Annotated in this window: 15 protein-coding genes; 8 read left to right on the top strand and 7 right to left on the bottom strand. The window is 70.1% G+C overall.

Annotated elements, in window-relative coordinates:
• Positions 1-325 precede the first annotated feature (325 nt).
• Complete coding sequence (locus ACZ6Z4_RS33870; protein ID WP_465574346.1) at positions 326-1495, top strand: helix-turn-helix domain-containing protein; 1170 nt, start codon at positions 326-328, stop codon at positions 1493-1495.
• Here the strand turns inward: ACZ6Z4_RS33870 and ACZ6Z4_RS33865 are convergent.
• From ACZ6Z4_RS33865 to ACZ6Z4_RS33850, 4 genes are read right to left on the bottom strand one after another with little or no spacing between them, the layout of a single operon-like run.
• Positions 1482-1874 carry a universal stress protein gene (locus ACZ6Z4_RS33865; RefSeq protein ID WP_465574343.1) on the bottom strand — a complete coding sequence of 131 codons (393 nt, stop codon included), beginning with the start codon at positions 1872-1874 and terminating at the stop codon, positions 1482-1484. The genes ACZ6Z4_RS33870 and ACZ6Z4_RS33865 overlap by 14 nt on opposite strands.
• Positions 1875-3371, bottom strand: coding sequence for a tripartite tricarboxylate transporter permease (locus ACZ6Z4_RS33860; RefSeq protein WP_465574341.1), 1497 nt, complete (start codon positions 3369-3371; stop codon positions 1875-1877).
• Positions 3371-3862 carry a tripartite tricarboxylate transporter TctB family protein gene (locus ACZ6Z4_RS33855; protein ID WP_465574337.1) on the bottom strand — a complete coding sequence of 164 codons (492 nt, stop codon included), beginning with the start codon at positions 3860-3862 and terminating at the stop codon, positions 3371-3373. Before ACZ6Z4_RS33855 ends, ACZ6Z4_RS33860 begins: the two co-directional genes overlap by 1 nt.
• Entirely contained in the window at positions 3862-4866 is a 1005-nt protein-coding gene (locus ACZ6Z4_RS33850; protein ID WP_465574332.1) for a Bug family tripartite tricarboxylate transporter substrate binding protein, read from the bottom strand. The genes ACZ6Z4_RS33855 and ACZ6Z4_RS33850 overlap by 1 nt, the downstream gene beginning before the upstream one ends.
• Positions 4867-5013: 147 nt before the next feature.
• On the opposite strand from ACZ6Z4_RS33850, the gene ACZ6Z4_RS33845 reads away from it, so the two are divergent.
• Genes ACZ6Z4_RS33845 through ACZ6Z4_RS33820 form a run of 6 tightly spaced genes read left to right on the top strand, consistent with a single transcriptional unit; the run spans position 5014 to position 10409 of the window.
• The gene (locus tag ACZ6Z4_RS33845; protein WP_465574329.1) at positions 5014-6627 is read left to right on the top strand and encodes a sensor histidine kinase; all 1614 of its coding nucleotides are present in this window, start codon (positions 5014-5016) and stop codon (positions 6625-6627) included.
• Positions 6624-7301 (top strand): response regulator transcription factor, encoded by a 678-nt coding sequence (locus tag ACZ6Z4_RS33840; RefSeq protein ID WP_465574324.1) that lies wholly within the window; start codon positions 6624-6626, stop codon positions 7299-7301. Before ACZ6Z4_RS33845 ends, ACZ6Z4_RS33840 begins: the two co-directional genes overlap by 4 nt.
• Positions 7302-7309: 8 nt before the next feature.
• Complete coding sequence (locus ACZ6Z4_RS33835) at positions 7310-8347, top strand: Ldh family oxidoreductase (protein ID WP_465574321.1); 1038 nt, start codon at positions 7310-7312, stop codon at positions 8345-8347.
• Positions 8344-8637 carry a putative quinol monooxygenase gene (locus ACZ6Z4_RS33830; RefSeq protein WP_465574318.1) on the top strand — a complete coding sequence of 98 codons (294 nt, stop codon included), beginning with the start codon at positions 8344-8346 and terminating at the stop codon, positions 8635-8637. Before ACZ6Z4_RS33835 ends, ACZ6Z4_RS33830 begins: the two co-directional genes overlap by 4 nt.
• 9 nt (positions 8638-8646) lie before the next feature.
• Entirely contained in the window at positions 8647-9168 is a 522-nt protein-coding gene (locus ACZ6Z4_RS33825; protein WP_465574315.1) for an HXXEE domain-containing protein, read from the top strand.
• Positions 9165-10409: a glutamate-5-semialdehyde dehydrogenase gene (locus tag ACZ6Z4_RS33820; RefSeq protein ID WP_465574311.1), complete on the top strand. Its 1245-nt coding sequence runs from the start codon at positions 9165-9167 to the stop codon at positions 10407-10409. Before ACZ6Z4_RS33825 ends, ACZ6Z4_RS33820 begins: the two co-directional genes overlap by 4 nt.
• Here the strand turns inward: ACZ6Z4_RS33820 and ACZ6Z4_RS33815 are convergent.
• Both ACZ6Z4_RS33815 and ACZ6Z4_RS33810 read right to left on the bottom strand, forming a co-directional pair.
• A complete protein-coding gene (locus tag ACZ6Z4_RS33815) occupies positions 10399-11082 on the bottom strand; it encodes a 4'-phosphopantetheinyl transferase family protein (RefSeq protein ID WP_465574309.1) in 684 nt (227 codons plus the stop codon). The two genes, ACZ6Z4_RS33820 and ACZ6Z4_RS33815, sit on opposite strands and share 11 nt — an antisense overlap.
• A complete protein-coding gene (locus ACZ6Z4_RS33810; protein WP_465574306.1) occupies positions 11079-11939 on the bottom strand; it encodes a winged helix-turn-helix transcriptional regulator in 861 nt (286 codons plus the stop codon). The genes ACZ6Z4_RS33815 and ACZ6Z4_RS33810 overlap by 4 nt, the downstream gene beginning before the upstream one ends.
• Positions 11940-12024: 85 nt before the next feature.
• Here ACZ6Z4_RS33810 and ACZ6Z4_RS33805 point away from each other — a divergent pair, with 85 nt between their 5' ends.
• Positions 12025-13221 (top strand): MFS transporter, encoded by a 1197-nt coding sequence (locus ACZ6Z4_RS33805; protein WP_465574302.1) that lies wholly within the window; start codon positions 12025-12027, stop codon positions 13219-13221.
• Here ACZ6Z4_RS33805 and ACZ6Z4_RS33800 read toward each other — a convergent pair.
• On the bottom strand, positions 13154-13603 hold the full coding sequence (locus tag ACZ6Z4_RS33800) for an Lrp/AsnC family transcriptional regulator (RefSeq protein ID WP_363676032.1): 450 nt from the start codon (positions 13601-13603) through the stop codon (positions 13154-13156). The two genes, ACZ6Z4_RS33805 and ACZ6Z4_RS33800, sit on opposite strands and share 68 nt — an antisense overlap.
• Between the last annotated feature and the right edge of the window lie 364 nt (positions 13604-13967).

Here is a 13967-nt window from a genome sequence, read left to right as displayed (position 1 = left end):
TGGAAGGCGGAGCCGGCGCGGATGCAGGGTCGGCGCGTCGGCTCCGCCGGTCTAGTCGTCGAGCCACTCGGTTCCGGTGGGGTCTCGGTGGTAGCCGTGGTGGTGGCCGAGGGTGCAGGGGTGGCCGGTCAGGGGGTGAGTGCCGTCGCAGGGGGAGGACGGTGAAGGGGTGAGGATCGGCCAGGTGGGCTGCTCCGGTTTCGAGGGCCCCGTGTCTGCTTGCATGGGGACAGCGTGGTGGTGACGGAGCGTCGCTTCTACGGTTCCTGTGTATCCCTGGTGTTCGGGATGCAGGGATACAACTGGGTGGGTGACACTGGTGGGCATGAGCTTCGGGAGTCGGCTGCGGGAGTATCGCGAGCACCGGGAATGGTCGCTGGCGGAGCTGGCGCGGGCTACGCACTACAGCCGGAGTTATCTGTCGAACGTGGAGAACGGGCGGAAGCCTGCGAACGGTGAGCTGGCTCGGGTGTGTGACGAGGCGTTGCGGGCCAAGGGAGAGTTGATCGCCGCCGCGAAGGCTGACGCTGTTGGGCGGCTGGATCAGACTCCTTGGCAGACGGCGGAGTTGGTGCAGCGGTTGCAGGGCAGCGACACGAGTGCGCGGACGTTGGAGTCGCTGGGGGCGACGATCGAGGAGCTGTGCTGTCAGTACAACCGCCGGGACGCGCTGGAGCTGCGGCAGGAGGCGCATGCGTGGTTGCAGCATGTCGGGGGTCTGCTGGAGCGGCCGGTGGGGTTGAAGGTTCACCAGGAGTTGCTGGTCGCCGGCGGGTGGCTCGCGTTGCTGGCGGGGTGTGTGGAGTACGACCTGGGAATGGGGTCGGCGGCTGAGGCGACGCGGGTGGCCGCGATGCAGCTCGGGCTCGAGGCGGGGCATCCGGAGATCGTCGGGTGGGGGCATGAGATGACGGCGTGGTTCGCGCTGACGCAGGGCCGGTACCGGCAAGCGGCGGACGCGGCACGGCGCGGTCAGGCTGTCGCGCGGGGGACCAGCGTGCAGGTGCAGCTGATCGCGCAGGAGGCGAAGGCTCGGGCGCGAATGGGAGAGAGCGGGCTGCACACGCTGCTGGAGTCAGGGCGTGAGCTGCTCGACCGGTTGCCCTACCCGGATCGGCCGGACAACCACTTCCGGATCGACCCCGCCAAGTGGGACTACTACGCGATGGACGTGCACCGGATGGCCGGTGACGACGCCCTCGCGCGGCAGTACGCCGACGCGGTGATCCGCGACAACGTCACGCCTGGCGGGGTCGAGCTGAGCCCGATGAGAGTCTCCGAGTGCCGGCTCACTCTCGGATTCCTGGCGGGTCGTGCGGGGGATCTGGAAGAGGCGGTCGAGCTGGGGAAGACCGGGTTGCGGGACGGGCGGCAGAGCCGGATGCACTTGCGAATGATCGGTGGGGAGCTGGACCGGGAACTGCGGGAGCGCTTCCCGGCCGAGGGGCTGGTCGACGACTTCGAGGACGTTCTGCAGACGTTTAGGGAGCCTTGACCGCGAGCACCGGGCACTCGGCTTCGAGCAGGATGGATTGGGCTTGGCTGCCGAGGATCAGCTTGCCTACCGGGGTACGGCGGCGGAGGCCTATGACGATCAGGTCGGCGTTCAACTCTTTGGCCAGGCGAAGGATTTGGTCGGCGGCGTCTTTGGAGTCGACTAGTTGGGTGAGTTCGTGGTCTACGCCGGAGGACGTCAGGCGGTCTTCTACCGACTGCCAGGTTTCTCCGGAGGCGAAGCGTTTGTCGACCAGGGACTCCCCCCGGGTGGAGTTGATCACGACGAGCCGCTGCGAGCGGAGCTGGGCTTCGGCGATGGCGGCTTCGAGGGCCGCGACGCCTTCGGGGGTGGGGACGTAGCCGACGATGATGGGCATTCAGACTCCTACGGGAGTGCGGGTGCGGCGGCGGGCTACCAGCGGCGGGACGATCAGGACGAGCAGGATGACCGCGTAGACGAGCTTGGCGAACCAGGTGTTCCAGAGGCCGCTGATGTGGCCGTCGCTGATCTGGAGGGCTCGGCGGAGTTGTTCCTCGGCGGTGGGGCCGAGGATGATGCCGATGATGGCCGGGACGACGGGGAGGCCGAAGCGGCGCATCGCGAAGCCCAACGCGCCGAGCAGGAGCAGGAGCCACAGGTCGAAGGTGGACAGGTTGGCGGCGTAGGCGCCGATGCTGGCAAAGAAGAGGATGCCGGCGTAGAGGTACGGCCTGGGGATTCTCAGGAGTTTGGCCCACATGGGGGCGAGGGGCAGGTTCAGGGCGAGCAGGATGACGTTGCCGATGAAGAGGCTGGCGACGAGGCCCCAGACGAGCTCCGGCTGGGTTTCCAGCAGGCGCGGGCCGGGCTGGATGCCGTAGCCCTGGAAGGCGCCGAGCATCACCGCGGCGGTCGCGGTGGTCGGGATCCCCAGCGTGAGCAGCGGAACCAGACCACCGGCGGCCGACGCGTTGTTCGTCGCCTCGGGACCGGCGACGCCCTCGATCGCACCCTGGCCGAACTCCTCGGGGTGCTTGCTCAGTTTCTTCTCGGTGACGTACGACAGGAAGGTCGGGATCTCCGCGCCGCCGGCGGGAATCGCGCCGAAGGGGAAGCCGATCGCGGTCCCGCGCAGCCACGGTTTCCAGGAGCGGCGCCAGTCCTCGCGGGTCATTCGGGCCGCCCCGACGCCGATGATCTCGGCCGGCGTACGGCGTAGGTGCGCGGCGATCCACAGTGCCTCGCCGACCGCGAAGAGGCCGACGGCAACCACCACGACGTCGATGCCGTCGGCAAGCTCCGGCAGGCCGAGGGTGAGTCGTTGCTGCCCGGACGTCGGGTCGATGCCGATCAGCCCGATCAGCAGCCCGATGCCGAGCGCGGCCAGGCCGCGGACCTTCGACGAGCCGAGCACGGTGGTGACGGCGATGAACGCGAGCACCATCACCGCGAAGTAGTCCGGGGCGCCCATCTTCACCGCGAGCTGGACGATGCTCGGGGCAAGCAGCGCCAGGCACAGCGTCCCGATCGTGCCCGCGATGAACGACCCGATCGCGGCCGTCGCGAGAGCGGCGGCGGCGCGACCGCGCCGGGCCATCTTGTTGCCCTCGATCGCGGTCACGACGGACGCGCTCTCGCCGGGGGTGTTCAGCAGGATCGAGGTCGTCGACCCGCCGTACATGCCGCCGTAGTAGATGCCGGCGAACATGATGAACGCCTGCGTCGGTTCGAGCGAGTACGTGATCGGCAGCAGCAGCGCGATCGTCATCGCCGGGCCGATCCCGGGCAGCACGCCGATCGCCGTTCCGAGCAGGACGCCGACGAACGCGTACAGCAGGTTGGTCGGGTGCGCGGCGGTGGCGAAGCCGTTGAGCAGTTCGGTGAGCGCGTCCATCACAGGATTCCCTTGAGGATCCCGACCGGCAGCGCGATGCCGAGGCCGAGGTTGAACAGGTACCAGGTGCCGACCGACAGCGCGACCGAGATCACCGCGTTGCGGACCAGGTGCCGGCTGCCGAGCGCGTACGTCGTACCGAAGAACAGCACCGCGCCGGAGACCGGCCAGCCGAGCCGCTCGATCAGCAGGATGTTGGCGACGAACGCGACCACCAGCAGCCCGAGCGTCTTCCAGTCGCTGCCGTGGGTCAGGTCGACGTCCTCGCCGGCCTCCTGCTCGCCGCGGCCGCCGCGGAGCACGTCGACGGCGAGCAGCACCGCCGTACCGATCAGCAGTACGCCGACGCCGATCGGCACCGTGCGCGCGTCGACCGGCCCGCGGGTCTGCAGGGTCTGCAGCTGCAGCGCGTCGATCACCGCCCAGCCGCCGAGGAGCAGGAGGAGGAGGGCCACCCCGAGCTCGGAGCGGCCCTGCTTCACGGTGCTCATCAGGCGACGAGCCCCAGCTCGCGCAGTACGCCGGCCACCCGGTCGTTCTCCGAGGTCAGGAAGGTCTTGAACTCGTCACCGGTCTGGAACGCGTCGGTCCAGCCCTGGTCGGCCAGCGTCTTCTTCCACTCCGGCGAGTCGTGCATCTTGGTCAGCAGCTCGACGTACTGCTGCTTCTTCTCGTCCGACAGCCCGGGCGGGCCGACGATGCCGCGCCAGTTGGTGAACACCAGATCCACGTTCAGGCTCTTCAGTGTCGGCGCGTCGACCTCGGCGACCGGCTGCTCGGTGGTGACCGCGAGGATCTTCACGTCACCGGACTTGGCCTGCTCGACGACCTCGCCGATCCCGGTCGCGGCGAAGGCCAGTTTCTTGCCCAGGATCGCGGTCAGCAGCTCGCCGCCACCGTCGTACGGGACGTAGTTGACGTCGGTCGGCTTCACGCCGACGGCCTTGGCGAGCAGCATCGGGGTCAGGTGGTCCGGCCCGCCGGCGTTCGACGCGCCGCCGACCGGGACCTTGCCCGGGTCGGCCTTCCAGGCCGCGACCAGCTGGTCCAGGGTCGTGTACGGCGAACCCTTCGGCACCACGATCGCCTCGGCCTCCGCGATCATCTTCGCGATCGGGACGGTGTCGTTCAGCGTCGCCTTCGACTTGTTGGTGAAGACGGCCCCGACGACACCGAGGCCCATCTGCATCAGGATGTCGTCCTTGCCCTTCTCGTTGACCAGGCGCTGCAGGCCGACCGTGCCGCCGGCGCCGGCGGTGTTGAACACCTCGACAGTGCCGGTCAGCTTGGCGTCCTGCATCGCCTTGGCCGCGGCCCGGGCGGTGGTGTCGTAGCCGGAGCCGGGCGAGTTGGGGACGAGAATGCGCAGGCCCTTGACCGGGCCGTCGGAGCTGCCGCCGGAGGCGTTGTCGTCGGCGCTGACGCCGCACGCGGACGCCGTCAGAGCGACCGTGAGTACGGCGGTGATGCTGGTGAACCAGGTCCGTGCTCTCACGGCGGTCTCCTTCGTCGGTGGTGCGGGTTGCCCGTCAGCGTGGCCGGGCGCCGTACCGCTGTCACCGTTACGAACGCAAACTCAGTTGTGTTCATTGTGCTCACGCGACCATGGCCAGATCCGGCCCCGGCAAGCACAATCAGTCCCGTGAAGGCTAGATGGCGGGTTCTCCTGGGCAGGCGTCGGTGGACGCTCGCCGGGCGGATGCTGGCCGTCCAGCTGCTGATCGTGCTCGTCGTCCTGATCGGTGTCGCCGCGGCGTCGGTGGCCCAGTCGAACTCGCGGTTCCGCGAGACCGAGGGGCGGCGAGCACTCGCGATCGCCGAGAATCTGGCCGTGACCACCGGCGTACGGCAGGCGGCGGCGACGAAGTCCCCGGCGCTGATCAGCCAGGCGCAGTCGCAGGTCGAGTCGGGCCGGACGTGGTCGGGTTCGACATACGTGAAGGTCGCGACGGCGGACCGCCGGATCATCGTGTCGACCGATCCGTTGCCGGTGACATCGGTGCTGTACGCGCAGGCGACCGACGCGTTCCTCGGCCGCGGCTGGGTTGGCCGCGACGACGAGACCGGCGCCGCGCTGGCGATGGCGCCGATCATCAACGTCGAGACCCGGCAGACCGACGGCGTCGTGATGGTCGGCCGCCAGTACCCGTCGCTGCTTGCGAACCTGGCCGCCGCGCGGCCGAACCTGCTCACCTACCTCGGGATCGCCAGCCTGCTCGGCGTCCTCGGTTCGTTGCTGCTGGCAAGAACGGTGAAGCGGCAGACGCTCGGGCTGGAGCCGCGCGAGATCACCGGCCTGGTCGAGCAGCGGGAGGCGTTGCTGCACGGCATCAAGGAGGGTGTGCTGGCGGTCGACCTGGAGCGTCGGGTGACGATGGTGAACGACGAGGCCGCGCACCTGCTCGGCGTACCGCTGACTGCGGCCGGGCAGGCGTTGTCCGCTGTGGACGACACCGGGCGGCTGGTCGAGATCTTCGACGGCACCGACACCGCGACCGACCGGATTCTGCCGCTGCACGGACGCGTGCTGACGCTGAACCGGATGCCGGTACGCAGCCACGGCCGGCACATCGGCTGGGTCGCGACGTTCCGGGACCGAACCGAGCTGCTGGAGCTGCAGCGCGAGCTCGATCTGACCCGGAACACGACCGACACGCTGCGGGCGCAGGCCCACGAGTTCAGCAACCGGATGCACATCGTCAGCGGGCTGATCGAGCTCGGCGAGTACGACGACGTCCGCCGCTACATCCAGCGCGTCGCCGCCGATCAGACCGAGCTGACCGCCGGGATCACCGCGCGGGTCGCGGATCCGGCCGTCGCGGCGTTGCTGATCGCGAAATCCAGTCAGGCGGCCGAGCGCGGGGTCAGCTTTGTGGTCAGCGTGGCCACGTGGTTGCCGCGGCTCGACGAGCGGCTGGCGACGGATGTGTCGACGGTGCTGGGGAACCTGGTCGACAACGCGCTGGACGCCGCGACGGGATCGCCGGATCCGGCGGTGACGGTCGAGGTGCTGGAGGCTTCGGGCGCCGTACGGATCGAGGTCAGGGATTCGGGGCCGGGGGTGGACAGTGCGATGCAGCACCGGGTGTTCGCGCACGGGTTCAGTACGAAGGACGGCGCCGGGGACGACCGGGGGATCGGGCTGGCGCTGGTGCGGGTGATCTGCCGCAAGCGCGGCGGGGACGTGACGGTGCACAACGACGCCGGCGCGGTGTTCGTGGCGACGCTGCCGGTGGAAGCGCGAGTTCGCACATGATCCGCGTGCTGGTGGTGGACGACGACTTCATGGTCGCGCGGTTGCACTCGAGCGTGGTCGCTTCGCAGCCCGGCTTCGAGGTCGTCGGGGCGGCGCGGACCGGCGCGGACGCGTTGTCCGCCGTACGAACGCTGCGTCCCGAGCTCGTGCTGCTCGACATCTACCTGCCCGACATGAGCGGCCTCGAAGTCCTCCGCCGCTTCCGCGAGTCCGCGGCCGACTACCCGGTCGACGTGATCGTGATCAGCGCCGCGCGCGACCTGGAGACGCTGCGGCAATCGCTGCGCAGCGGCGTCTTCCAGTACCTCGTGAAGCCGTTCGAGGTCGAGTCGCTGCGCGCCCGCCTGGAGGACTATGCCGCCCACCAGGCCGAGCTGCGCCGCCTGACCGAGGTCGGGCAGGAGGAGGCCGACCGCGTCTTCCGGACCGCGAGCGGCCGGATGCAGGCGCCCAAGGGGATCAGCCCCGAGACCACCGATCTCGTCCTGCAGGCGCTCGGTGACGCGCCCGACACGGACCTGTCGGCGACCGAGTGCGCTGAGGCGACCGGCCTCTCGCGCAGCAGCACCCGCCGGTACCTGGAGCACCTGGTCACCATCGGCCGCGCGGAAATGCGACCCCGGTACGGCGTCGCCGGGCGGCCCGAGCGCCGCTACAAGATCGTTCCCAGATAGGAGACTGTATGGATCGGGCTGCTTCTCCGGCCGCGTTGCTCGGCTTCGCCGAGGGGGTGCTGCGGGCCGAAGGGGTTCCGGCCGATCACGCGCACCTGCTCGCCGACACGCTCGTGAAGGCCGAGCTGTGGGGGCACGCGTCGCACGGCCTGCTCCGCCTGCCCTGGTACGTCGAACGGCTGCGCAGCGGCGCGATGCGGCGGGTGACGTCGGCGAAGGTCGTCCGCGACGGCGGCGCGCTCGTCGTACTGGACGGTTGCGACGGGATCGGGCAGGTGGTCGCCGACCAGGCGACGACGCTCGGGATCGAGCGGGCGAAGGTGCACGGGGTGAGCGCGGTCGGGATCCGCCGGTCGGGGCACTTCGGGACGGCTGCGTACTACACGCGACGGGCGGCCGAGGCGGGCTGCGTCGCGTTCCTGTGCACGAACGCGAGCCCGGCGATGGCGCCGTGGGGGGGCCGGGAGAAGAGCATCGGGACCAACCCGTGGTCGATCGCGGCGCCGGCCGGGCGGCACGGCGTACTGGTGATGGATCTGGCCAACACGGCCGTTGCCCGCGGCAAGGTGTATCTCGCGGCCGAGCACGGGACGCCGATCCCGGCGGACTGGGCGGCCGATGCTTCGGGGAACCCGACGACCGATCCACGGGCGGCGATCGAGGGGCTGATCCTGCCGATGGCCGGGCCCAAGGGGTACGTGATGTCGTTCATGATGGACGTGCTGGCCGGGGTGCTGACGGGGAGTGCTTTCGGCGACGCGGTCGGTGGGCCGTACCAGGCCGATGCGGCCAGCGGGGCGGGGCATTTCCTGCTCGTCGTGGATGTGGCGGCAATGGCGGATCCCGGTGAGTACACCGAGCGCGTCGAGGCGCTGGTCGATGCAACGCGGGCGGCTCCGAAGGCGGCGTGGGCGGACGAGATCCTGGTGCCGGGGGAGTTGGAGGATCGCAACGCTGCGCGGAACGCTGGGGGAATCGTTTTGGCCGCTGCGACCTGGACGAGCCTCGGCGAGCTCGCGGCGGAGACCGGGGTGGAGCTGCCGTGATCACGTTGACGGTGTCGATGCAGGTACTGCCGGGTGAGCTGCCGGGCTTCGTGGAGGCGATCCGGGTCAACGCGGAGGCGTCGGCGCGCGAGCCGGGGTGCCGGTTCTTCGACGTGTGCCAGGGGCTGGAGGACGACCACCATTTCGTGCTGCACGAGCACTACGTGGACGAGGCCGCGGTGGAGGCGCATCGGAGTGCGCCGCACTTCAAGGTGTGGCGGGCGGCGGTCGCGGCGTACGTCGTACCGGGGAGTCAGGTGAACACGCTCGGGCGGCGGCTGTTCGTCTAGGTTGGGGACGTGAAGGGGATCGCGTGGGGGTTGCTGGCGGCGTGGGTCGTGCACGACCTGGAGGAGCTGGCGACGATGGCGTCCTGGTCGCAGGAGGCGCCTGAGCAGGTGCGGGCGGTTTGGCCCGGGGTGCCGGACGCGGTGGTGGAGCAGTTGCCGATGTCGCGGGCTGAGGCTGGTGTGGCGATCGGGCTGACCGGGGTGGTGATGGCGGCTGCGTCGGCCTCCGGGGTGCGGAGTGCGTTCTTTCAGTCGGCGCTGACTGGCTTCGGCGCGCATGCGGTGACGCATGTCGCTCAGTCGGTGGCGTTACGGCGCTACACGCCTGGGTTGGTGACGACGCCGTTGGTGGTGGTGCCGTTCAGCGTCTGGGCCTGGCGGCGGCTGCGGGCCGCGGAGGTTCCGCCGGCGTCTGATCGGCGGATCGCTGTGGCGCTGGCGGCGGTGGTGCCACTGTCGCACGTGGTGGCACGGGTGCTGATGAGACGCGGAGGCGGCCGTGTGGGCAGGCGCCCTACGATTGGTGGATGAGCGAGATCATCCAGTTGTGCCGGCAGGCGCGCGAGGCGTCGTACGCGCTGGCGGCGGCTTCCCGGGCAGCCAAGGACGCGGCGCTGCACGCGATGGCCGCGGCGCTGCGCGCCAACACCGACCGGATCGTGGCGGCCAACGCGAAGGACGTCGCGGCGGCCCGTGAGGCCGGTACGGCGGATTCGACGGTCGACCGGCTCGCGCTCGACCCGGGCCGCGTGGACGCGATGGCGGCTGGGCTTGAGCAGCTGGCCGGGCTGGTGGACCCGGTGGGCGAGGTCGTCCGCGGGTACAACCTGCCGAACGGGCTGGAGCTCAAGCAGGTCCGGGTGCCGTTCGGCGTTGTCGGGATCATCTACGAGGCGCGGCCGAACGTGACCGCGGACGCGGCGGGGATCTGCCTGAAGTCGGGCAACGCGGTGCTGCTGCGCGGCTCGTCCTCGGCGGCCTCCTCGAACGCGGAGATCATCGCCGTACTGCGGGACGCCGTCGTCGAGGCCGGGCTGCCGGCCGACGTGATCCAGGGTGTGCCGGGGGACCGGGCCGCGGTCAAGGAGCTGATGCAGGCGCGCGGGCTGGTCGACGTACTGATTCCGCGCGGTGGGGCCGGGCTGATCCAGACGGTCGTGACGGAGTCGACGGTGCCGGTGATCGAGACCGGCGTCGGGAACTGTCACGTGTACGTCGATGCGGACGCGGATCTGGATCTGGCGCTGACGATCCTGCTGAACGCGAAGACGCAGCGCCCGAGCGTGTGCAACGCGGCGGAGTCGTTGCTGGTGCATGCTGCGGTGGCTGAGGAGTTCTTGGCTAAGGCTCTGCCGGCGCTGGCTGCGGCTGGGGTGACGGTGCACGGGGATTCGGCTGTTGTTGCGGTGGGCAAGGACATTCAGCCGGCGACGGAGGAGGACTACGCGGCGGAATACCACGGGCTGGAGATTTCGGCGGCCGTGGTGGAGTCGCTGGAGGCTGCGGTCGAGCACATCCGGAAGTACAGCTCGAGTCACACGGATGCGATCATCACGCGGTCGCAGGCGGCGTCGCGGCGGTTCGTACAGGCGGTGGATTCGGCGGCTGTCGTGGTGAACGCTAGTACTCGGTTCACCGATGGCGGTGAGTACGGTTTTGGTGCGGAGATCGGGATTTCCACGCAGAAGCTGCACGCACGGGGGCCGATGGGGCTGCCGGAGATGACGTCGACGAAGTACGTGGTGATCGGCGAGGGGCAGATCAGGACCTGAGCAGCTCCGCGGCTTCCCGGTCGACTGTTTCGATTTCCTCGTCGGTCAGCGCTGCGATCGCAGCTCTGTGGTTGGGCGCTGACTCGACGTCGAGGAGCTGGATCGGGCCGTCGTGGCCCGGCCAGCTGAGGAGTGCGGCTGGCTGGTCCGGCGGGCTGACCACGAGCTTGGTGAGGTCTGCGCCGATGCCTTCGCCGGTCGCCTTCACGACGGCTTCCTTGCGGGTCCAGTACGTCGTGAACGCGGCGGGCTGATCGTCGGCTTTCAGCAGTTCCTCGGTTTCTGCCGGGGCGAGGCTCACCCGGGCGAGGGCCACGGCGTCCAGGGCGGGGTTGATCAGCTCGACGTCCAGGCCGACCGGGGTCATCGGGTGGAACGCGACGCCGACCAGGTCGCCCGAGTGGCTGATCGACAGCTCGGCGCCCTCCGCGCGCACCTTGCCGTGCGGGCGCCCGCAGTCCGGGCAGGTGCGATCCAGCCGGATATTTGCTGGAGGCAACTGCCGCTGCCGCGCGAGTAGGCGTCGTACGATCGTGCAGCCGAGCAGGAAGCGGTCCTGGTCCTCGACCCGCCGGTACGCCGCCAGGCGCTCGCGCTCGACGCCGTTGAGGTCGTCGATCCACGCCCGGTCGATCGGCTGCGTGCTGAGGCGCGCCCACCAGATCTCGATCATCGCAGCGCCCATTCGACGGCCTCGGGGATGTCGGTGACCGGGTAGCGGACGGCGCGCACGACGCGGTCGGCGCCGACGACGAGCACGAAGCGCTTGAGGCGTTCGAGGCCGCCCGAGCGGAACGTCGGCAGGCGGAGCGCGGCGGTCAGCCGGAGGTCGGTGTCGGAGAGCAGCGGGTGCTTGATCTGCTCCAGGTCGGCGAAGGTGCGTTGCTCGTCGGGGCGTTGGGTGCTCACGCCGTGGACGGCGATGCCGGCGGCGCGGAAGTCGTCGTACCGCTCGGTGAAGAGTTTGTTCTCGAGGGTGCAGCCGACGGTGCCGGCGATGTCGGCCCACTCGTCGGGGAGGCGGGTCGGGCGGCCGGTTGCGGGGAAGCCGAAGATGACGGTCGACCTTGCTTGGTCGTCGACAACGTCGTGGACTGATCCGTCTGTTGACGGCAGCAGCAAGCCTTCCGGAACCCGACGCCCGACCAACTCGTGCACCCGCTGCGCAGGCGCCTCCGCCGGCTCGTTCGTCCCGGTCAGCTCGCCGTCGCCGAGCACCCAGCGATCGCCCCAGTCCTGCAGCGCGACCAGCACCGGCAGCAGTGCCTGGCCGCGCGCAGTCAGCCGGTACGCGTACCGCGTCGGCCGCTCCTGGTACGCCGTACGCTCCACAACCCCGCTGTCCATCAGCCCGACCAGCCGCTCGGTCAGCACCTTGCGCGAGATCCGCAGCGACTCCGCGAGCAGGTCGAACCGGTCCAGCCCGCGCGCGAGGTCGCGGACGATCAGCAGCTCCCACGGGTCGCCCACGACCGCGAGGGACTGCGCGACCGCGCAGTCCGGCTCGGGCGAGAAGCTGCTCCGCCGCACCTGTCGTCCTCCTCGAAACTGGTTGCGCCCAACCTAGCCGGGCTATTAAGTTCCCGCCAGGAACTCTATACACCTGGGGGACTCGATGGGCTTCTGGCGCCGGATCGCCGACCTCCCAGGCTGGCTCAAGGCCGTGATGGCGGGGCAGCTGGTCAGCTCCGCGGGCGCGCTGGCCTGGATCTACCTGACCCTCTACCTGGTCGACGACCGCGGTATGAGCGCCCAGCAGGCCGGGTTCGCGGCAGCGGCGTACGGCGTGGGGCTGCTCGGCGGCAACCTCGGCGGCGGCTGGATCGGCGACCGCTTCGGCCTCCGGACCGCTGCGATCGGTAGCCAGCTCACCTGGGCTGTGGCGTGTCTGGCGATGCCGGTGGTCCCCACTGCCGGGCTGGCGGCGCTGGCTGCTGTCGCTGGGCTGTGCGGGGGAGCTAGCCGGCCCAACCTGAGCGCCCTGGTGGCTACAGCGATGCCTGCCGATCGCCGCCGGGAGGGGATCGCGCTGTCGCGCACTGCGAGCAACGCCGGGTTCACCATCGGGCCGCCGCTGGGTGGGCTGCTGGCGGCGTACGACTTCTCGCTGGTGTTCGTGGTTGATGCGGTGAGCAGTCTGGTGCTGGCTGTGGTGGTGTGGCGGTGGGTGCCTGCAGCGAAGCGTACTGTGGTGCAGCAGGCGCATGGCGTCTGGGCTGCGCTTCGGAGGGATCGCGCGACTCTGGTGCTGTTGGGCGCGATCGTGGTGGTCGACACGGCGTACCGGCAGCTGTTCGCGACCATGCCGCTGCTGCTGCGCGACGCCGGCTCACCGGCGGTGACGTACGGCGTACTGATCGGGTTGAGCTCGGTAGTGATCGTGCTGCTGGAGGCGCCGATCGCCGTACGGCTGGCTGGGCACAGCGCGCTCCGGGTGGTCGCAGTGGGCTTCGTGCTCGTCGGAGTGGGGCTGGGCGTGCTGGGGGTGTGGCCGGCGGTTGCTGGTGCCGCTGTGGCGGTTGCGGTGATCACTGTGGGGGAGATGCTCTACAAGCCGACAGCTACCGCTCACGTCGCCGACGCCGCACCTGAGGGGATGGTGGGGCGCTACAGCAGCCTCTACGCGGCTGCGTCGATCAGCGGGATGTTCCTGGCGCCGGCACTCGGCGGTACGGCGTACGAGCATGTGCCGGCGCTCCTGTACCCAGCGGCCGCCGTACTGGCGTTGGCAGCCGCTGCTGCGCTCACTGCGGCAGGGGAGCGGGCCGTGCTTCCCAGCGAGTCGACAGGACAACCGTCGTCCGGGTCCTGACAACGCCGTTCACCCGGCGGAGCTGACCGACCACTGCCTCCAGCTGGGTCACGTCGGCGACCCGGACCTTCACCACGAGCTCCTGGTCCCCGGCGACGAACCAGCAGTCCTCCACCGCCTCGATCTCGCGGACGCCGTCGACGATGTCGTCGGTCTCCACGTCGTCGCGCTGGAACAGGCCGATCAGCGCGCTGGTGCCCAGCCCGACCTGGTCCGGCGCCACCACCGCGCGGTAGCCGAGCAGCACGCCACGCTCCTCCAGCCGCTTCACCCGCTCCTGGACGCTCGGTCCGGACAGCCCGACGACCCGGCCGAGCTCGGCCCAGCTGGACCGCCCGTTCGCCCGCAGCGCCTCGACCAGCTGTCGATCGATAACGTCCATGAATCCTCCCGTTCACCGCAGATTCGTAGGGAGATCGTCTGATCTGCCTTTAATTCGTTTGTGTTCACTCAGCGTACGACGTACAATTTCAACGAGCTGGAGATGCCCCTCCAGCGCCACCACAACCCTGTGAAGGAATCATGATCACCCCCGAAGTCGCCCGTGCCCACATCTACGAGCTGCGTCGCGTCGCCGAGCTGCACAACCGTGCCGCCGGCCGCCCGTCCGCTCTGCGCCGGCTGCTCACCCGCAAGCGCTGACCCACTCCGCGGGGGGGGGGGGGGGGGGGGGGGGGGGGGGGGGGGGGGGGTGGGGGGGGGGGGGGGGGGGGGGGGGGCGGGGGGCTTTCCACCCCCTCCCCACC

This window comes from Kribbella sp. NPDC104740, assembly GCF_055583505.1.
Note: the sequence above shows the minus strand (reverse complement) of the source record. Positions and strands in the feature narration are given on the sequence as shown.